Genomic DNA, 18,210 nt, shown 5'->3' with positions numbered 1-18,210 from the left:
GTTATTTCTTTACTAATTGCATTTTATCCGGGTCCCAAAAAATGGCGGTGTTCTTGTAATAGCTGTCGTTACATAACAGGGCAGGGGCAGCCGCACGGTAACCAAACACCGCATCCTCCACTACTGTTTTATTATTACGTATGGCATTGAAGAAATTGCTCATGTGATCGTACGGTCCGCCGAGGTAGCCTTTTTCGGCCTCATAACTGATCTCCTCCGGCGGAATGATCTTTTTACGTTCGGCGCTGCCGCCTGCTTTTTTCAGTTTTTCAAGATAGAAAGGGTCGTCAGAGGCGATCACCTTATTGCGCTTCAGCACCACACCATCCCAGGTAACATCCATAGCGCCATCGCTGCCCACTAAACGCAGGTAGGTGGTGCCGCTGGTGCCATCCACAAAATTGCAGCGTAAAGAGAGGTTGAACGCCGGGTGAACCACCGTTTTGCCATAATCAAAAGTGCCTAACAATACATCGGGTACTTCGCGGCCATCATTCCAAAAACGCAAACCACCCGAAGCGTAAACCTTGTTTGGTCCGTACGAACCGGTGATGAAGTGCAGGCTCGAAAAAAGGTGTACAAACAGATCGCCTGCCATGCCTGTACCATAATCGGTATAATTTCTCCAGCGGAAAAAGCGCTTATCATCAAAGGGACGTTTTTTAGTATTGCTGATGTAAGTTTCCCAATCAACCGTTTGTGCCGAAGCATCATCGGGGATGGGGTATTGCCAAACCTCAACAGGGGCGCGGCGGGCCCAAAAACCTTCGGCATAGTTCAGTTCGCCAATGGCACCGCTTTTTAATAGTTCTTTAGCCTTTTCGTTCCCTAATGAGGATACACCCTGGCTGCCCACCTGGAAAACCTTGCCCGTTTCTTTTTGGGCTTGTATCACCGCGGGGCCTTCGGCGATGGAATGCACCATTGGCTTTTCGCAGTAAACGTGCTTTCCGGCGCGCATCGCGTCTATAGAAATTTGCTGGTGCCAGTGGTCGGGCGTACCTATAATCACCGCGTCAATATCCTTCCTGCTCAAAATCTCCTTGTAATTGCGTGTGGTAAAGATATCCGCTCCCCAGCGGTTTTTGGCGTCTTTAAGGCGACCATCGTACAAATCGCATACGGCTACCAGTTTAACACCGGGTATTTGTAAAGCCACCAGCGCGTCCTGCGTGCCCATGCCGCCCGCGCCAATCAGGGCTATGTTGATCTGGTCGTTAGCGCTAAAGCCATCGTGCCGGTGTAAAAGATAAAGTGAATGCTTATCAGTAGCGAAAAGGGTACTTCCGGCTGCAACGGCGGCAGCGGTGGTGCCCAATTTCCTGATAAAACTTCTGCGTGATGAAGGAGATTTTTCTGCCATAGAAATTGCGTTAGGTTATTTGTGAAAAGTAAATTTAAAATATAAAAGCATTTACAGCCTATAATCTCCAATTATATTGAACAAATTATGCATTCAGTATCAAAATGTTGCGTGGCATACAACAGCCGGTAGAAAACTTAAATTAAGCCGACAATCTGTTAAGGCATTATTAACTATATTTGGCGGCATAACACCATGAGCAAAACCATAACACCCTACCATGATGAGCAGGCTACCAAAAAAGAACAGGTAGCCGATATGTTCAACAATATATCTAAAACGTACGATTTTCTGAACCATTTTTTATCGTTGGGGATAGATATCATCTGGCGCAAAAAAGCGATCAACGAGTTGAAGAAAGATCAGCCTAAGCTTATTTTAGATGTAGCTACCGGTACGGGCGATTTCGCTTTTGAAGCCTTATCGATATTAAATCCCAAAAAAATTGTCGGGGTGGATATTTCGCAGGGCATGCTGGATATTGCCAAACAAAAAATAGCCAAACGCAATTTGGGCCACAAGTTTGAGGTGAAGCTGGGCGATTCGGAAAAGCTGCCGTTTGATGCCGATGGTTTTGATGCCGTAACGGTAGCCTATGGTGTACGTAATTTCGAGAACCTTGAACTTGGTCTGGCCGATATTCACCGTGTACTGAAACCGGGTGGCAAAGCCGTGGTGCTGGAGTTTTCAAAACCCAAGGCATTCCCGATAAAGCAATTGTATAACTTTTACTTTTCATACATTACGCCGGGTATAGGCAAGTTGTTCTCCAAAGATTCGCGCGCGTACTCATACCTGCCCGAATCGGTAGCCGCTTTCCCCGATGGTAAGAATTTTGTTGCGCTGATGGATAAAGTAGGGTTTAAAAATACCAAAAGCAGGCCTTTAGCGTTTGGTATCTGTTCCATATATACCGGCGTTAAATGATAAAAAGCAGCTACCTGACTGTAATTTTACTCGCTTTTTGCAGCAATATGTTGTTTGCACAGCATGCGCCTGCATGGGGTGGTGGTGCCGATCAGTCGGATATCAGCTTCGGTTTTAGTTTTTCGTACGTAAGCAGTTACCTCAAAATTAATAAAGACCCCAACTGGCAAACGCCGTTTCCCGATCCGGAAACAGGGGCGCCGCTTACACCGGCCTTAACCGCCATCAGCTCAAAAAACTCATCGGGCTTTGCCGTAGGTTTTATTACCCGTTACCGCATTACAGATCATCTCGAAGCCCGTACCACGCCATCACTGGTATTTGCCGACCGTATGCTGAACTATACCTACGCTACTGATGACCCGCAATTGCGCAGCGTGGATAAGAAGATAACTACCACTACGGTAGATGTGCCGCTGCTGTTGAAAATAAAATCGGACCGTTTGGGCGATTATCGCGGTTACCTTATCGGTGGTGTTAAGTTTTCGGGCGCTATCGGTTCAAAAAAGAATAATGATAATTTAGACCTTACCGAACGTCTTGTTCGCAACAAAAGCTTCTTTACCTCGTACGAGGCCGGCATAGGCTGTGATATCTACTTTGAATACTTTAAGCTATCGCCCGAAATAAAGATCTCTAATTCCATCGGCAATATCCTGCTCAAAGAAAACCATCCTTACTCAACGCCGTTAAGCAGTTTAAGCCTGCACACTATTGAGTTTAGTTTGCACTTTGAGTAATATACTTACCTTTTGCCGACATATTACACAGAAGTAAAACATAATTTCGTTGCTGATAGTTATATACACTTATGGCAAAAATTGCATTAATAACCGGAGCTACCGCAGGTATAGGTGAAGCCTGTGCTTATTTGTTCGCCCGCGAGGGATACGATCTGATCTTGACCGGCCGCCGCCGCGAGCGTTTAGAGAAACTGGCATCGGCCATTAACAGCCAGTACAATGTAGAGGTAGCCATTGCCTCGTTTGATGTGCGTAACCGCGATGCCGTTGTAGATAACCTGAACAATTTACCCGAAGAGTGGAAGAAAGTAGATGTGCTGATCAACAACGCAGGCCTTAGCCAGGGCCTCGACCCTATACAAAACGGTGATTATGGCGATTGGGAAACCATGATTGATACCAATATTAAAGGCCTGCTGTATGTAAGCAAGGTAGTATCAAACTGGATGATCGCTAATAAAACAGGCTACATCATCAATATAGGTTCAATAGCCGGTAAAGAAGTTTACCCTAACGGGAATGTATATTGCGCTACCAAACACGCTGTAGATGCTTTGAATAAAGGTATGCGTGTTGATTTGCTGCCGCATGGCATACGTGTTACAGCTGTACACCCGGGCGCTGTGGAAACCGAATTTTCGGAAGTGCGTTTTAAGGGTGATACCGAAAGGGCCAAAAAAGTTTACGATGGCTTTGAGCCTTTGGTAGCCCAGGATATTGCCGAAACCATCTGGTTTGCAGTATCGCGCCCGGCGCATGTAAACATTAACGAACTGGTAGTAATGCCAACCGCGCAGGCAACTGCTACTAATATTTTCAGAAACACCAATTAATTGTGCAGATTTGCAGCGGAATTATATCCGTTGGATAGGGTTCGCTTAAACGATCAAAAAAGGAAATGTCATTATCAACACAAATAGACCAGGATATAAAACAAGCTATGCTGGCCAAACAAGCCGACAGGTTGCGCGGGTTACGCGCCATCAAATCGGCATTGTTATTAGCTAAAACAGAAAAAGGCGCAAGCGAAGAGATCACCGAGGAGGCAGAGATCAAGGTATTGCAAAAACTGATCAAACAACGTAAGGAGTCGGCTGATATTTACAAAACTCAAAACCGCGACGACCTGTACCAGATAGAAATAGCTGAAATGGAAGTAATTGAGCCTTATTTACCAAAACAATTAAGTCGCGACGAAATTGAGGCTTACCTGAAAGAAGTAATTACCAAGGTAGGCGCAACATCAGTAAAAGATATGGGCAAGGTAATGGGAGCGGCTAATAAGGAGCTGGCCGGCAAAGCCGATGGCAAAACCATATCAGAAGTGGTGAAGCAACTTTTAGGATAATTATTGCGTAAGTATTGATAGTATACAGCAATAAATTATTTTTATAGCGTAATAAGGGGATAATGAGTAAACTTGCCCCGTTGAACAATAAAATTATACTGGCATATATATGAGTTTCGCACTTAAAGAGGAAAAGGATTTCAAATATATCGAAGAGGGCGAAGGTGAAGTGCTGCTGTTGCTGCACGGCTTAATGGGTGCGTTAAGCAACTGGGAAGACGTGATCAACGAGTTTAAATCTGAGTATCGTGTTATTATACCTATGCTGCCGCTGTACGATTTGCCGCTGCTTACCACCGGTGTAAAAACATTATCAAAGTATATACATAAATTTGTTAAGCATAAAAACTTAACCAATTTTACATTATTAGGTAATTCGCTTGGCGGCCACGTGGCGTTGATATATGTACTGGCACACCCCGAAAACGTAAAGGGGCTGGTATTAACCGGCAGCTCGGGTTTATATGAAAATGCCTTCGGTGGTTCGTTCCCTAAAAGGGAGAGCCGCGATTTTGTAAAGCAAAAAGTAGAATACACTTTTTTTGACCCGGCGGTAGCTACCGATGAACTGGTTGACGATGTTTTTCAAACAATTAACGATCGTAACCGTGTTATAAGGATACTGGCCATGGCAAAATCGGCCATAAGGCATAATATGGCTAAAGATCTGCATAAGATTACGATGCCTGTAGCGTTAATATGGGGAAAGAACGATAAGATAACCCCGCCGGAGGTTGCCGTTGAGTTTAGTCAGCTGCTTACCAACTCGGAGTTACACTGGATAGACGAATGCGGTCATGCCCCTATGATGGAGCAACCCGTGGAGTTTAATAAGTACTTGAAGCAGTTTTTAGAAAAATTAAAAAAATAAACCATGCTTGCAGTTGAAATGCTCGCCAATACTATTCCGCCGGTACATACTTCTGATACCATACAGAAGGTGATGGACAGGATGACGGAATTTAAGGTAAGCCATTTGCCAATTGTAAACGAGGAACAATTTTTAGGCCTGGTTGCCGAAGACGACCTGATAGAGGTGCCCGATTATAACACCCCTATAGGCGCTGTAGCGCTAACGCTGGTAAACCCCTACGTACTTGAAGAGCAGCATATATACGATGTGATACGCCTTTTTTACGAGCAAAGGCTGAGCATTGTGCCCGTGCTTGATGTAAAAAAGAATTATTCGGGTATGATTTCCATCAATACCATGAACGAGTATTTTGCCCGCATTACCTCGGTTGAGCGCCCGGGCGGGATTATTGTGCTGGAAATAAGCAACCGTAATAATTCGCTGGCGCACATGGCGCAAATAGTAGAATCAGATAACGCGCAGATACTAAGCTCGTATGTACAAACCTTCCCGGATTCGACCCGTATGGAGGTGACATTAAAATTGAACAAGCAGGATATATCAAATATAGCTTCTTCATTTATGCGGTACGACTATGATGTTAAAGCCACCTTTAACCATAGTAACGATAAGGACAATTCAATGGACCGGTATGATTCGTTGATGAACTACCTTAACTTATAACAAGCACATGAACATAGCAATTTACGGCCGCCAGTTTAACGATCAGGAGGCATTGCCATATATTCAGCAGGTATTTGATAACCTTGCGCAGCATGAGGTTAATATTTATGTGCATTGCCGCCTGCAAGGCTACCTCGAAGGCAAAATAAATAACGTAAAATATACTATACTGGCCGATGATACCCCCATAAAAGGGCTTATCGACATATTTTTAACCCTTGGCGGCGACGGTACCATGCTGGATACCGTAACGCTCATCAGGGATTCGGGCATCCCGGTAATAGGTATCAACTTTGGCAGACTTGGCTTTTTGGCCAGCGTTAATAAAAACGACATAGCGGCAGCCATGCACGCGGTGGCTACCCGCCAGTTTACACTGGATAGCCGCGCCCTGCTGCGGATAGAATCAAAAACAAATATTTTTGGTAACGATAACTTCGCGCTTAATGAGATCACTATTCACAAGCGCGATGATTCGGCCATGATCACCACCCATAGCTTTCTGGATAATGTTTTCCTTAATTCGTACTGGAGTGATGGTATCATCGTCTCTACAGCAACGGGTTCTACAGCGTATTCATTAAGCTGCGGCGGGCCTATCATCTTCCCCGAATCGAACAGTATTGTGCTTACGCCGATATCTCCGCACAACCTTAATGTGCGTCCTGTCGTATTACCGGATACCAGCAAGTTATGTTTCGAGGTAGAGTCGCGCAGTGCCAACTACCTTGTATCGTGCGATTCGCGGATTGCCGTATTGGATGAAACCGTGCGGTTTGAAGTGAAGAAGGCCGATTTTGAGTTAAATCTTATCCGCCTAAATAATGAAAGTTATTTATCAACGTTAAGACATAAGCTGCTGTGGGGACTTGATACCCGTAATTATTAATTGTTTTAAATGCCCAAATTTCTACCTTTTATACTGTTAATCTGCTTTTCGCTTACCTTAAAGGCCCAAACCTGGGAAATAGGGGGCGGTATTGGCGGTGCAGGTTACATGGGCGATTTAAACCAGCACAAACCTCTTGCCCTTAGCGGTATTTCACTATCAGGTTTTGTTAAGCGTAATTTCAATGGCTATCTATCGGCTAAACTTAGCCTGGGCTATGGTGAAATTGGCGCGGCCGACAGTAATTCTAATGACGCGCAAACCCGCATCCGCAACCTCAGCTTTACCAACAAACTGGTTGAAACCAGCCTTACCGGCGAGTTCAACTTTATGCATTACATACCTGATGCCGGTAAAAATAAATTTACGCCTTATGTGTTCTTAGGCGTGGGCCTGACCGGCTTTTCGCCAAAAACTATTTATAACGAAAAGGAATACAGTCTGCGTGGTTTTCAAACAGAAAACGTTAACTACAGCAACCGCACCATGGTAATACCTTACGGTGTGGGTATTAAGTATAACATAATGGGTAAGTTTAACTTGATAGCCGATGTTGGTTACCGCTATACCTTTACCGATTACCTGGACGATGTAAGCGGTGTTTATGTAGACCCCGCGCTATTAAGAAACGACCGTGCCCGTACCCTGGCCGATAGGTCGGGAGAGAAGACGGGTAATTACGTGGGTTATGCAGGCACCCAGCGCGGCGATTTCCGCAGCCGCGATACCTACCTTTTTATAAACGTATCGCTATCGTTTACGTTTGTAACCCAGCGCTGCTATTACGAGCGATAATTATTATTTGCAGGCCGCAACAAAGCATTATAAGCAGCGTTATCTATTTATAAAAAGGCGCATCCGGTGCCTTATTCAACCAATTTTTTTTAACCTTAATCTTTAACGTCATGGCTGAGCTTAATTCATCTGCCGCAAAAACCGGCAAACACAATCGCAAAAGAGTATCAACCCGTGTAGACCTTACCGCAATGGTCGATCTGGCTTTTCTGCTCATTACCTTCTTTATTTTAACCACCACGCTATCCAAGCCAAAAACTATGGATGTGGCTATGCCTGATAAAGGGACAGACGTAGGTAATGTTCCGGCAAGTAGAACCATGACAATTTGTTTGGGTAAGGATAATAAAGTAATGTATTATCTGGGCGAGGCTGCCAAGCCGGTTATTTCACCTTCGGTAATCAGCTACGGTAAAAATGGCATCCGCAAAGCCATACTTGAAACCGCTGCTTACGTACACAAAACAACCGGGAAAGACATGATTGTTTTGGTAAAACCGGGCAATACTTCAGTATACGATAACCTGGTGAACACGCTTGACGAATTGAATATCACCAAAACACAGCGTTACGCCATTGTAGATATACCATCGGCAGATGTTGATCTGCTAAAGAAAAAGGGTGTTTATTAATAGTTTTCAACCCTGGTAAGAAAAGCCAAGCCGCATCGCGGTTTGGCTTTTTGCGTTTTAATTGTCATTGCGAGGTACGAAGCAATCACGTCGTGTTTTAGTCCGTTTTTTATCACTATCGTCATTGCAAGGAACGAAGCAATCTCTACGTTGATTTTGTTTGTGCTATGATTAACATCAGTCTGCTCTTGGCCGCAGTTGGCCATTACTTTTGAGGGCAAAAGTAACAAAAGGCTTCTTTGCCGCACAGGGCCATTACCCCCGCAAACCGTTCAGAACTTAGGGCTGGAACTTTTGCCCCACCACGCTATTCCACCCCATAAGCAACAAGTTCGCTATGCCCGCCTTTGCGCTCTTGGCCTTCACAGTTCAGCCCGTTTTCGCCCGAAGCTGCTTTGCTGACGGAAATAAGAAAGGCTGTCGCGAGTTTAGCATAGCGTAACTCGTGACGTACGCATGGAGTAAGCTTTCAGCTTACCGGTGGTGAAATATCAACAGTACAGCGGCGGGACGCCGCGGGGTAGTCGTCACTCGGACGGAGCCGTAGCGACTGCGGGGCTTTTTCTTGTCATGCTGAGGTACGAAGCATCTGTCATAGGATAGATATACTCAAGTGCACAATTCTCCATCTATTAACGAATAGATGCTTCGTACCTCAGCATGACAGGTAGAAATAGGACCCTGTAATGGCGATAATTCACTTTCTTGTTTCCTGATTCTTATTTCTTAATTCGAACAACCCGCGTTAGGGATTGAAAGGGTTTAGTGCCGACGAAGGAGGTACCGCAGCGATAGCGGAGCCCTGTAAAGCCCGGCCGAAGGCAACGCCCAAATAAGATAATTATTCTATCACGATTGATCATTCGTGATCACATATTACTCACTCTAATGAAATATAACACGGCATTACCTGATAATGAACACCTGTTGATAATTTGCAAGCGCTCACAACCATCTACCATAACAACACATAAATTGGCCGCGGTTTACTTATACTGCAAATGTTATTTACTGTGTTACAATATTCTCCGTTGTGGAGTGTCATAAAAATCAAATTTTTCTTTTCTGCACGGATACTAAAAAAATACAAAGTAAGTTTTACCTTTGTACCCTGAAAAAAAGTAAGCATTGAATATTAAAATAGCCTGTACCGCTTAGTTTTTTGACATTCATATTTTAAATGTACATCAAAAACAAAGGCTGTTTAACCTGCAATAATGGTAGATAAGGAACAAATTGATCTGACAAGGTTGCCAAACCACATAGCTATTATTATGGATGGCAACGGGCGTTGGGCAAAAACAAAGGGTAAACTAAGGATATTTGGTCATCATAATGGTGTGCTGTCTGTACGTGACGCGGTTGAGGGCGCTTGCGACCTTAACCTGAAATATCTTACCCTGTATACATTTTCGGCAGAGAACTGGAACCGCCCCAAGCTGGAAGTAATGGCCATTATGGAGCTGATGGTAAGCACTATTCATAAAGAGATAAGCTCGTTTATGGAAAAAAATGTGCGCCTTAATGCCATTGGCGATTTGGATAAACTGCCTGAGAAAGCACATCGCGAACTGTTAAAGGCTATTGAAAGAACATCGGGCAATACCGGTTTGGTGCTTACACTGGCCTTAAGCTACAGCTCGCGTAACGAGATTGTGCAGGCTGTGAAAAACATAGCGCAAAAGGTACAGCAAGGTGAATTGAATGCTGATGATATTACCGAAGAGGTATTTAGCGATAATTTATATACCCATGATATGCCCGACCCTGAATTGCTGATAAGAACAAGCGGTGAGCACCGTATAAGCAATTACCTGTTGTGGCAAATTGCTTATGCCGAACTATACTTTACAAAAAAATTATGGCCCGATTTCAGGAAGGAAGACCTGTTTGAAGCCATATTAGACTACCAGACACGCGAACGCCGTTTTGGTAAAACAAGCGAGCAGTTAAACTAAATTTTTTGTTTTAACACTATTTAACAACTGTTTAAATTATTTTTAGCCCACTAAAATATTCGAATGAATAAATATCTTTTTGCTATAGTTTTATTAGTGTTGAGTACAACCGCCATGGCGCAGGTATCAAATCAGCCAAGGCAAGCATTGTCTAAATCTTTATCTCCTGATAGTTTGAGCTACCTTAATCCAAAGGATTATATTATAGGTGGCATTACCGTAAGCGGAACAAAAGCACTTGATAAAGATGTGCTGATACAAATATCGAAACTAAACAAAGGCGACCGTATTAACCTGCCGGGTGAAGCGAATGCCAGGGTTATTAAAAGCATGTACGAGCAGGGTTTATTTGATGATGTACAACTGAACATCACCAGCATAAACATGGATACCATTTACCTTGAAATTGTGGTTGATGAGCGTCCGCGTTTATCGCGCCTGCACATTACTGGTATACGCAAAGGTGAAATAGAAGATGTACAAAAGAAACTGAACGATAAAACCGGCAAAATTGTAAATCAAAACTTGCTGAATACTACATCGGGTATTATTAAAAGGCACTTTAACGAGAAAGGTTACCTGAATACCACGGTTGATATGAAACCGAAGCCTGATCCGGCGGATTCAAACAACGTGATACTGGATGTTATTGTTGACAAAAAAACCAAGATCAAGATCAACAGCATTACTTTTGAAGGTAACGAAGCCTTTAGCCAAAAGAAATTAAAAGGGTTCCTGAAAAATACACGTACCAAGAAGTTTTACAATATATTCGGTTCGAAGAAATTTAAGCAGGATAAATACGATGAGGACAAGCAAACGCTTGTTGAAAAAATGCAGGCCGAAGGTTACCGCGATGCCCAGTTAGTAAGCGATACCGTAAGCAAGCACGATGAAAAAACGGTTGACGTAAAAATGAAGGTGTTTGAAGGTCATAAATATTACTTCGGTAACATTACATGGTCGGGCAATGCCAAATATTCTACTGCCGATTTGGTAAAGATATTACGTATCAGCAAGGGCGATGTTTTCAGCGAGGAAGAATTGGGCAAAAGGCTATCAGGCCCTACGCCAAGTAATGACGACGTATCATCATTATACCTCAACAACGGTTACCTTACTTACAATGCCGATCCGGTACAAACCCGTATTTACAACGATACAGTTGATTTGGACATTCGTATCACTGAAGGTCCGTTGTACACCATCAGCAAGGTAATTGTAAAAGGTAACGATGTAACTAACGATAAAGTAGTTTACCGCGAGATAAGGACTAAACCGGGGCAGCCTTTCAATAAAGAATTATTGATCAGGAGTACTCGTGAGCTTTCGCAGCTGGGTAGCTTTGATGAGCAAAAAACCGAACCAAGGCCTACAAACATCAACCCATCAGAAGGTACGGTTGATATTGTTTACAATGTGGTTGAAAAACCATCTGACCAGATCGAGCTTTCGGGTGGTTTTGGTGGTGGCCAGTTGGTAGGTACACTGGGTTTAACGTTCAACAACTTCTCATTACGTAATATATTCAACCTTAAGGCTTACCGCCCGCTGCCAAAAGGCGACGGACAAAAACTGAGCATCAGGGGCCAATCGAGCGGGAGAACATACCAAAACTTCTCGTTCACTTTCTCTGAGCCATGGTTAGGTGGTAAAAAACCTATCTTCTTCAGTTTATCAGCTTACACGCAAGGTAGCTCAACCGGTCAGTATTATCCAAAATCGAGCCCTTACTACAATAACCTGCGTATTAACGGTATTGGTGTAACATTGGGTAAACGTTTAAACTGGCCCGATAACTATTTCCAGTTAAACTACTCGTTAAACTTTGACCACTATAACCTGGATAACTACGGTTCGGCATACTTGTTCTCAACAGGTACATCATACAACATTAAAATTACCCAGGAACTTAGCCGTAACTCTATCGATGCGCCTATTTATCCAACAACGGGTTCAAATATTAAATTTACCATACAGGCTACACCGCCATACTCATTATTTAACAATACCAACTACAGGATAGCAACTCCTGAGCAGCGTTACAAATTTGTGGAATACCACAAATGGAAGTTCGACGCGCAATGGTTCCAAACGCTTACCGGTAAATTTGTATTGATGTCGCAGGTGCGTTTCGGTTTCCTGGGTTACTACAACTCAAAAGTAGGTCAGTCGCCATTTGAGCGCTTTAAATTAGGTGGTGATGGTATGCAAAGCTACCAGTTTTTACAAGGTAGCGAGATCATCGGTTTACGTGGTTACCAAAACTTCTCGGTAGTGCCTATTGGCTCGGGCTACAATGCCAACAACAACCCGGGTAGTGTGGTGTTCAATAAATATACACTTGAGCTTCGTCACCCGGTTATTGCCAGCCAGTCGGCAACCATATTCTTACTGGCATTTGCCGAAGGTGGTAATACCTGGAACAATTTTGGCGAATATAATCCGTTTAATGTTAGACGTTCGGTTGGCGTAGGCGCGAGGATATTTTTACCTATATTTGGCTTGCTTGGTTTAGATTATGGTTATGGTTTCGACAGGATACCGGGTGTACCTGATGCCGGTAAAGGCCAGTTCCACTTCTCCATATCGCAAAGCTTGAACGGCGGATTTAATTAATTTTACTACAACAATGAAAAAGAGTATAATTTTAGGCCTGTTTTTAACGTTTACTGCATTCACAAGCGCGTTTGCGCAACGTTTTGGTTATGTTGATTCTGATTATATATTGAAACACATACCCGAATATACATCGGTACAAAAACAGCTGGGTGCTTTATCGCAGCAGTGGCAGAAAGAGGTTGACGGCCGTTTTCAGGAAATTGACCGCCTTTACAAAGCCTACCAGGCCGACCAGGTGCTGATGACAGCTGATATGAAAAAACGCCGTGAGGCAGAGATAGTAGGTAAAGAGAAAGAGGCGAAAGATTTTCAGCGTTTAAAGTTTGGCCCCGATGGCGAACTTACACAGAAAAGTAACGCCCTGATTAAACCTATTCAGGATAGAGTGTCAAAAGCAATACAAGCAGTAGCCGAGAGCGAAACACTTGATATGATATTTGACAAGAACAGTGATGTAACCATGTTGTACGCTAATCCGCGTTTGGATAAAAGCGCCGATGTGATAACACGTTTAGGTTTAAAGCCCGGAGTATTTGCTAAGTAAATTATTTTTATATAAAATCGCACTATTATTAAACACACAGAACAAAAAATGAAAAGATTATTTAAAGTTGCTTTAGTGGCAGTAGGTATGTTGTTTGTTGGAAGCTATGCCCAGGCGCAATCTAAAATTGGTCATATTAACTTCAATGCCCTTATTGATCAGATGCCTGAAACTAAAACCATCAAAACACAGCTTGATGCTTATCAAAAACAATTTGTAGATCAGTATACTACCATGACCCAGGAGTTTCAAACTAAAGGTCAGGCTTACGAAGCAGGTAAAGCAACCATGACAGATGCTATCCGTACCTCAAAAGAAACTGAATTGCAAGATTTGCAAAAACGTATTGGCGATTTCCAAAACGATGCACGTGGCAAAGTTGAAGCAAAAAGCAATGAATTAACTAAACCTTTATTTACTAAAGCCCGTGCCGCAATTAGTCAGGTTGCTAAAGAAAAAGGTTACACTTATGTATTAGATTCATCTCAAATTGATTTGATCGTATCACCTGATGGTGACGACCTGCTTGCAGCTACAAAACTGAAATTAGGTTTGAAATAATATTTAATTAGAAAACTATTACAAAGGCGCCTCGCAATAACGGGGCGCTTTTTTTATTTTTGCACGTGCTAACAAATAAACCCATTGGTATTTTTGATTCGGGCTATGGCGGCCTAACGGTATTTAAATCGATAGCGGCCGCTTTACCGCAGTATGATTACATTTATTTGGGCGATACCGCGAGGGCTCCTTACGGCAACCGCACCTTTAAGGTGATACACGAGTATACCTGGGAGTGTGTGCAATGGCTGTTTAAGCAAGGCTGTGGCCTGGTAATACTGGCTTGCAATACGGCATCGGCCAAAGCATTGCGTACCATTCAACAGCAGGATTTGCAGCCTGCGTACCCAACACAACGGGTGCTGGGGGTGATCAGGCCTACGGCCGAGGTGATCGGCAATTATACCCAATCAAAAGAAATAGGTGTACTGGGTACCCGCGGAACGGTAAATTCAGAATCGTACCTGCTGGAGATTGAAAAGTTTTTCCCCGATGTAAAGGTTTACCAGCAGGCCTGCGCGCTATGGGTGCCTATTATTGAGGCCGGTGAATATGATAAACCCGGTGCCGATTATTTTGTACAGCTATATCTTGATCAGTTACTGGCACAATCGCCGGGTATTGATACCGTGCTGCTGGCCTGCACGCATTATCCTCTGTTGCAGGATAAAATAGAGGCGCACCTGCCTGCCGGTATCAATGTAGTGGCGCAGGGTGATATTGTGGCCGCCAGCCTTACCGATTACCTGCAACGCCATCCCGAAATTGAAACGGGAATTACCTGTAACGGTACCAAAGAATTCTTCACCACATCTGACGATACGGCCGACTTTGACCATCATGCTTCGCTGTTTTTTTCGGCCCCTGTACAGTCATCCTTTACACCGCTGAAATAGGCCCGTGTTAATTTTTTTTGACACTGTAGTTGAAATGTATATTAACATAATCTACTAATTATATAGAATTATTCTAAGCATTTGTTAAGTTTGCACCAAACGCAAATTTGCTCTTGAATTTCTACATTACATATTTTGCTGTCGCGGTTGGCTTATTTGCTTTTGCTGCTCTTTTTGCCCTTTTTGGCGTATACGCCGAGCGAAAAGTATCGGCATTTATACAAGACAGGCTTGGGCCTACCGAAACCGGAAAATTTGGTTCGCTGCAAACCTTTGCCGATATTTTAAAGATGCTGCAAAAGGAAATGATCATTCCGGCGGCTGCCGATAAATGGTTGTTCCTGCTGGCCCCGATGATTATATTTGTGGCGGTTTACATGGGTTTCGCGGCATTGCCGTGGGGGCCGGGACTGGTGCCATCGCGTATAAACATTGGCTTATATTATATATTCGCCATTATCTCTATCGAAACATTGGGCATACTGATGGCCGGTTGGGGATCAAACAATAAATACTCGCTGTTAGGCGCCATGCGCTCGGCAGCACAAATCATATCGTACGAAATACCCGCGGGCTTTGCCCTTATATCAGCCGTAATGATAGCCCAAACACTCGACCTGCAAGAAGTAGCTACACAGCAAGGTATCTACTCGGCCGAAAAGATAAAATTTTTAGGCATGTGGGATGTAACCACCACCGGGGGCATTTTAAGCTGGAACGTATTTCGCGCCCCGCACCTCATTATCGCTTTCGTGATCTATTTCATCGCGTCGCTGGCCGAGGCCAACCGTGCGCCTTTTGATATACCCGAAGCCGAATCAGAACTGGTGTCAGGTTTTCATACCGAGTATACGGGCTTAAGTTTCGCTTTTGTGTTCCTGGCCGAATACTCGATGATGTTCCTGGTATCAATGGTAGGTGTGATATTGTTTTTAGGTGCCTGGAATACGCCGCTGCCAAATATTGGCTCGGTACACCTGGCCGACTGGACGACCAATGCGGCCTGGGGCATATTTTGGATTGTTGTAAAAACGCTGTCATTGGTTGGCGTGCAAATGTGGATCAGGTGGACACTGCCCCGTTTACGGGTTGATCAGTTGATGAACCTTTGCTGGAGAATATTAACTCCGCTCTCGTTTGCTTGTATGCTTATATCGGGCGTATGGCGCTTGTGGTTAATGTGAGGTTGATTAAAGTTTAGAAAAAGAAATGTTAAAGAACGCTATAAATGGATTTGCAACGGCATGGCATGGTTTAACCATCACCATGAAACACCTCTTTGCATCAAACCATAAGCGCGAAATGAAACCGGTTAGTGCCGATAACTACTTTAAACAGTTAGAACAAGGCACCAATACCATACAATACCCTAAGCAGGAATTGCCTGTACCCGAAGTGGGCCGTTACCAGTTGGATGTGGAAATGGACGACTGCATTGTGTGCGACCTGTGCGCCAAAATATGCCCGGTAAACTGCATCGATATTGAATCTATCAAAGCTACCGAGGCCATCGGTCAAACATCCGACGGGAGTGTGAAACGCCTTTACGCCGCCAAGTTCGATATCGACATGGCTAAGTGTATGTACTGCGGGTTATGCACTATTGTGTGCCCAACCGAATGCATCACCATGACCAATCAGTACGATCGTACCGTATTTGAACTGAACGACCTGATCTACCAGTTTTCGGACATGACTGTGGAGGAAGCCAACGAAAAACGTTTGCTGCTGGAAAAACAACAGGCCGAAAAGCAGGCTGCCAAATTAGCCGCCATGCAAAAGAAAGGGGATGGGGCATGACTTTAATAAAAGTGCTGTTCTACCTGCTGGGCTTTATTGCCATAGCATCGGCATTGTATGTGGCGGGTAGCAAGAACCTGGTACGGTCCATATTTATGTTCTTTGTAACGCTGTTCGCGCTGGCGGGTTTATATGTGCTGTCGTTGGCTGATTTTGTGGCTGTTACCCAAATAGTGATCTACGTAGGCGGCATCCTGGTGCTTATCTTGTTCGCGTTTATGCTTTCGGGGCGTGAAACACTGAATACTATTCAGGATACGGAGAATAGGCTCATCAGCCTTACTAAACTGCCTGCAATTGTACTGGCCGTATTGTTTTTTGTGGTGATGGTTAAGGTATTGTACAGTACGCATCCGGATAGCCTGAACTGGATCCAGCAATCGGTAAAAAGCGGTAATGCCATTCAGCCCGAAACCAAACTGATAGATAATATCGGCATCAACCTCATGACTAAATACCTGCTGCCTTTTGAGGCCATATCTATACTGTTGCTACTGGCATTGGTAGGGGCGGCGCACCTGTCGAGAAAGGAGCAGCGGGCATGATCACTTTAAGCGATTTCCTGATCATCAGCGCGGCGCTGTTTTGCATAGGGCTATATATCATATTGGCCAAACGCAATGCCATTCAAATACTGATAGGTATTGAGCTGATGCTGAACGCGGCTATTTTGAATTTGGTAGCCTTTGGTAAATATGATAAGATCAACAACGGCGGGCAGGTATTCGCCCTGTTTGCCATTGTACTTGCCGCGGCTACCACGGCTGTGGCGCTGGCCATTATATTAAATGTTTACAGGCGGTACAACACCATCGACCCCGGTAAGGTTAACAATTTGGGAGATTGATGATGAGAGGACTACTTACCATTTTGTTATTACTGGGCTTTATGATGAATATGCAAGCTCAAAAAGCGGATACTACTAAAAAGTCTGCGAAGCATAAACTCGTATCTTTTGCAACAAAGCCAAGTAATTATCCGCTGGTATTAAAAGATGGTAAGGAGATAAAGTTTGAAGAGCTAAATACAATAAACGCCGCAAGCATTTTAAAAATAAATACATTCAAAGGTTCGGTAGCCACAGCTTTATATGGTATTAAAGGTACTCACGGTGTGATCAATATTACCATGAAACCTGCCGAATATGACACCGTAGAAAATGCAACGGCAATGTTTAACAGAGGTATGTTATATGTTTTGAATGGCGAAATATCTGACAGTAAATTAAACGGGACTGATCCGAAAGATATTTTGAATATTACCACGATTAAACAGGAGATGGGCAATTACGAATTGTATGGCTCAAATCGGGAAGGTGCAGTTATGGTGGTTACTATTCCCTTTGGTGTAAAGGGGTATAAAACTAAACTGAGTAATTTCTCAAACGAGTACAAAAAATATTTAGCAGATCATGGGGATGAAGATACTGGTATAACCTATAGCATTGATGGAGAGCTTATTTATCAATCACAACAACAAGGGATTAAGGCATTATACGAATTGCCACCTAATAATATAAAAAGTGTTGTGTTCAAACCGGGCGATGTTGCCGGAACAGCCATCCCAATAATGACAATAATTACAAAAAAATAAAT

20 protein-coding genes are annotated in these 18,210 nt (G+C 43.6%); 19 read left to right on the top strand and 1 reads right to left on the bottom strand.

Annotated features, from left to right (window positions below):
• Position 1: 1 nt before the first annotated feature.
• Complete coding sequence (locus AC07NA_RS23040) at positions 2-1,363, bottom strand: Gfo/Idh/MocA family protein (RefSeq protein WP_494900113.1); 1,362 nt, start codon at positions 1,361-1,363, stop codon at positions 2-4.
• A gap of 195 nt (positions 1,364-1,558) precedes the next feature.
• Between AC07NA_RS23040 and ubiE the strand changes: the two genes are divergently transcribed.
• The 19 genes from ubiE to AC07NA_RS22945 all read left to right on the top strand — a co-directional run bounded on the left by ubiE (position 1,559) and on the right by AC07NA_RS22945 (position 18,208).
• Positions 1,559-2,290 (top strand): bifunctional demethylmenaquinone methyltransferase/2-methoxy-6-polyprenyl-1,4-benzoquinol methylase UbiE, encoded by a 732-nt coding sequence (gene ubiE, locus AC07NA_RS23035; protein ID WP_494900111.1) that lies wholly within the window; start codon positions 1,559-1,561, stop codon positions 2,288-2,290.
• Complete coding sequence (gene porT / locus AC07NA_RS23030) at positions 2,287-3,030, top strand: type IX secretion/gliding motility protein PorT/SprT (protein ID WP_494900109.1); 744 nt, start codon at positions 2,287-2,289, stop codon at positions 3,028-3,030. The genes ubiE and porT overlap by 4 nt, the downstream gene beginning before the upstream one ends.
• Before the next feature lie 71 nt (positions 3,031-3,101).
• Positions 3,102-3,866: an SDR family oxidoreductase gene (locus AC07NA_RS23025; protein WP_494900107.1), complete on the top strand. Its 765-nt coding sequence runs from the start codon at positions 3,102-3,104 to the stop codon at positions 3,864-3,866.
• 65 nt (positions 3,867-3,931) lie between these two features.
• Positions 3,932-4,381: a GatB/YqeY domain-containing protein gene (locus AC07NA_RS23020; protein ID WP_494900105.1), complete on the top strand. Its 450-nt coding sequence runs from the start codon at positions 3,932-3,934 to the stop codon at positions 4,379-4,381.
• A gap of 109 nt (positions 4,382-4,490) precedes the next feature.
• Positions 4,491-5,252, top strand: a complete 762-nt coding sequence (locus tag AC07NA_RS23015) for an alpha/beta fold hydrolase (protein WP_345213576.1) — start codon at positions 4,491-4,493, stop codon at positions 5,250-5,252.
• 3 nt (positions 5,253-5,255) lie between these two features.
• Positions 5,256-5,918 (top strand): CBS domain-containing protein, encoded by a 663-nt coding sequence (locus AC07NA_RS23010; RefSeq protein WP_494900103.1) that lies wholly within the window; start codon positions 5,256-5,258, stop codon positions 5,916-5,918.
• 7 nt (positions 5,919-5,925) lie between these two features.
• Positions 5,926-6,807, top strand: a complete 882-nt coding sequence (locus AC07NA_RS23005; RefSeq protein WP_345213578.1) for an NAD kinase — start codon at positions 5,926-5,928, stop codon at positions 6,805-6,807.
• Between the two features lie 9 nt (positions 6,808-6,816).
• The gene (porG, locus tag AC07NA_RS23000; protein WP_345213579.1) at positions 6,817-7,602 is read left to right on the top strand and encodes a type IX secretion system protein PorG; all 786 of its coding nucleotides are present in this window, start codon (positions 6,817-6,819) and stop codon (positions 7,600-7,602) included.
• Positions 7,603-7,712: 110 nt separating this feature from the next.
• Complete coding sequence (locus AC07NA_RS22995; RefSeq protein ID WP_494900101.1) at positions 7,713-8,234, top strand: ExbD/TolR family protein; 522 nt, start codon at positions 7,713-7,715, stop codon at positions 8,232-8,234.
• 1,217 nt (positions 8,235-9,451) lie between these two features.
• Positions 9,452-10,192 (top strand): undecaprenyl pyrophosphate synthase, encoded by a 741-nt coding sequence (gene uppS / locus AC07NA_RS22990; RefSeq protein ID WP_345213581.1) that lies wholly within the window; start codon positions 9,452-9,454, stop codon positions 10,190-10,192.
• 63 nt (positions 10,193-10,255) lie between these two features.
• A complete protein-coding gene (gene bamA, locus AC07NA_RS22985) occupies positions 10,256-12,811 on the top strand; it encodes an outer membrane protein assembly factor BamA (protein WP_494900099.1) in 2,556 nt (851 codons plus the stop codon).
• A gap of 13 nt (positions 12,812-12,824) precedes the next feature.
• Positions 12,825-13,358: an OmpH/Skp family outer membrane protein gene (locus AC07NA_RS22980; RefSeq protein WP_345213583.1), complete on the top strand. Its 534-nt coding sequence runs from the start codon at positions 12,825-12,827 to the stop codon at positions 13,356-13,358.
• A gap of 48 nt (positions 13,359-13,406) precedes the next feature.
• Positions 13,407-13,919: an OmpH/Skp family outer membrane protein gene (locus AC07NA_RS22975; protein WP_494900097.1), complete on the top strand. Its 513-nt coding sequence runs from the start codon at positions 13,407-13,409 to the stop codon at positions 13,917-13,919.
• A 65-nt stretch (positions 13,920-13,984) separates the two neighbouring features.
• Entirely contained in the window at positions 13,985-14,815 is an 831-nt protein-coding gene (gene murI / locus AC07NA_RS22970) for a glutamate racemase (protein ID WP_494900095.1), read from the top strand.
• Between the two features lie 113 nt (positions 14,816-14,928).
• A complete protein-coding gene (gene nuoH / locus AC07NA_RS22965) occupies positions 14,929-15,999 on the top strand; it encodes an NADH-quinone oxidoreductase subunit NuoH (protein WP_494900093.1) in 1,071 nt (356 codons plus the stop codon).
• A 25-nt stretch (positions 16,000-16,024) separates the two neighbouring features.
• The gene (locus AC07NA_RS22960) at positions 16,025-16,615 is read left to right on the top strand and encodes a 4Fe-4S binding protein (RefSeq protein ID WP_494900091.1); all 591 of its coding nucleotides are present in this window, start codon (positions 16,025-16,027) and stop codon (positions 16,613-16,615) included.
• Positions 16,612-17,160, top strand: coding sequence for an NADH-quinone oxidoreductase subunit J family protein (locus AC07NA_RS22955; protein ID WP_494900089.1), 549 nt, complete (start codon positions 16,612-16,614; stop codon positions 17,158-17,160). The genes AC07NA_RS22960 and AC07NA_RS22955 overlap by 4 nt, the downstream gene beginning before the upstream one ends.
• A complete protein-coding gene (gene nuoK / locus AC07NA_RS22950) occupies positions 17,157-17,462 on the top strand; it encodes an NADH-quinone oxidoreductase subunit NuoK (RefSeq protein ID WP_345213589.1) in 306 nt (101 codons plus the stop codon). The genes AC07NA_RS22955 and nuoK overlap by 4 nt, the downstream gene beginning before the upstream one ends.
• Positions 17,462-18,208 (top strand): hypothetical protein, encoded by a 747-nt coding sequence (locus AC07NA_RS22945; RefSeq protein WP_494900087.1) that lies wholly within the window; start codon positions 17,462-17,464, stop codon positions 18,206-18,208. Before nuoK ends, AC07NA_RS22945 begins: the two co-directional genes overlap by 1 nt.
• Positions 18,209-18,210 lie beyond the last annotated feature (2 nt).

The sequence above is a fragment of the Mucilaginibacter sp. GW821-FHT07G05 genome, assembly GCF_059418565.1.
The sequence above is the reverse complement of the archived record's forward strand: the minus strand, read 5'-3'. Positions and strand labels throughout refer to the sequence as shown.

Bases quoted from the DNA above. Each gene is read 5' to 3' on its own strand.
- AC07NA_RS23025 (WP_494900107.1), top strand. From the start codon at position 3,102: ATGGCAAAAATTGCATTAATAACCGGAGCTACCGCAGGTATAGGTGAA.
- AC07NA_RS22955 (WP_494900089.1), top strand. From the start codon at position 16,612: ATGACTTTAATAAAAGTGCTGTTCTACCTGCTGGGCTTTATTGCCATA.
- AC07NA_RS22945 (WP_494900087.1), top strand. From the start codon at position 17,462: ATGATGAGAGGACTACTTACCATTTTGTTATTACTGGGCTTTATGATG.
- uppS (WP_345213581.1), top strand. From the start codon at position 9,452: ATGGTAGATAAGGAACAAATTGATCTGACAAGGTTGCCAAACCACATA.
- AC07NA_RS23005 (WP_345213578.1), top strand. From the start codon at position 5,926: ATGAACATAGCAATTTACGGCCGCCAGTTTAACGATCAGGAGGCATTG.
- bamA (WP_494900099.1), top strand. From the start codon at position 10,256: ATGAATAAATATCTTTTTGCTATAGTTTTATTAGTGTTGAGTACAACC.
- porG (WP_345213579.1), top strand. From the start codon at position 6,817: ATGCCCAAATTTCTACCTTTTATACTGTTAATCTGCTTTTCGCTTACC.
- AC07NA_RS22960 (WP_494900091.1), top strand. From the start codon at position 16,025: ATGTTAAAGAACGCTATAAATGGATTTGCAACGGCATGGCATGGTTTA.
- AC07NA_RS23015 (WP_345213576.1), top strand. From the start codon at position 4,491: ATGAGTTTCGCACTTAAAGAGGAAAAGGATTTCAAATATATCGAAGAG.
- AC07NA_RS23040 (WP_494900113.1), bottom strand. From the start codon at position 1,363: ATGGCAGAAAAATCTCCTTCATCACGCAGAAGTTTTATCAGGAAATTG.
- AC07NA_RS22975 (WP_494900097.1), top strand. From the start codon at position 13,407: ATGAAAAGATTATTTAAAGTTGCTTTAGTGGCAGTAGGTATGTTGTTT.
- AC07NA_RS23010 (WP_494900103.1), top strand. From the start codon at position 5,256: ATGCTTGCAGTTGAAATGCTCGCCAATACTATTCCGCCGGTACATACT.
- nuoK (WP_345213589.1), top strand. From the start codon at position 17,157: ATGATCACTTTAAGCGATTTCCTGATCATCAGCGCGGCGCTGTTTTGC.
- AC07NA_RS22995 (WP_494900101.1), top strand. From the start codon at position 7,713: ATGGCTGAGCTTAATTCATCTGCCGCAAAAACCGGCAAACACAATCGC.
- ubiE (WP_494900111.1), top strand. From the start codon at position 1,559: ATGAGCAAAACCATAACACCCTACCATGATGAGCAGGCTACCAAAAAA.
- porT (WP_494900109.1), top strand. From the start codon at position 2,287: ATGATAAAAAGCAGCTACCTGACTGTAATTTTACTCGCTTTTTGCAGC.
- AC07NA_RS23020 (WP_494900105.1), top strand. From the start codon at position 3,932: ATGTCATTATCAACACAAATAGACCAGGATATAAAACAAGCTATGCTG.
- AC07NA_RS22980 (WP_345213583.1), top strand. From the start codon at position 12,825: ATGAAAAAGAGTATAATTTTAGGCCTGTTTTTAACGTTTACTGCATTC.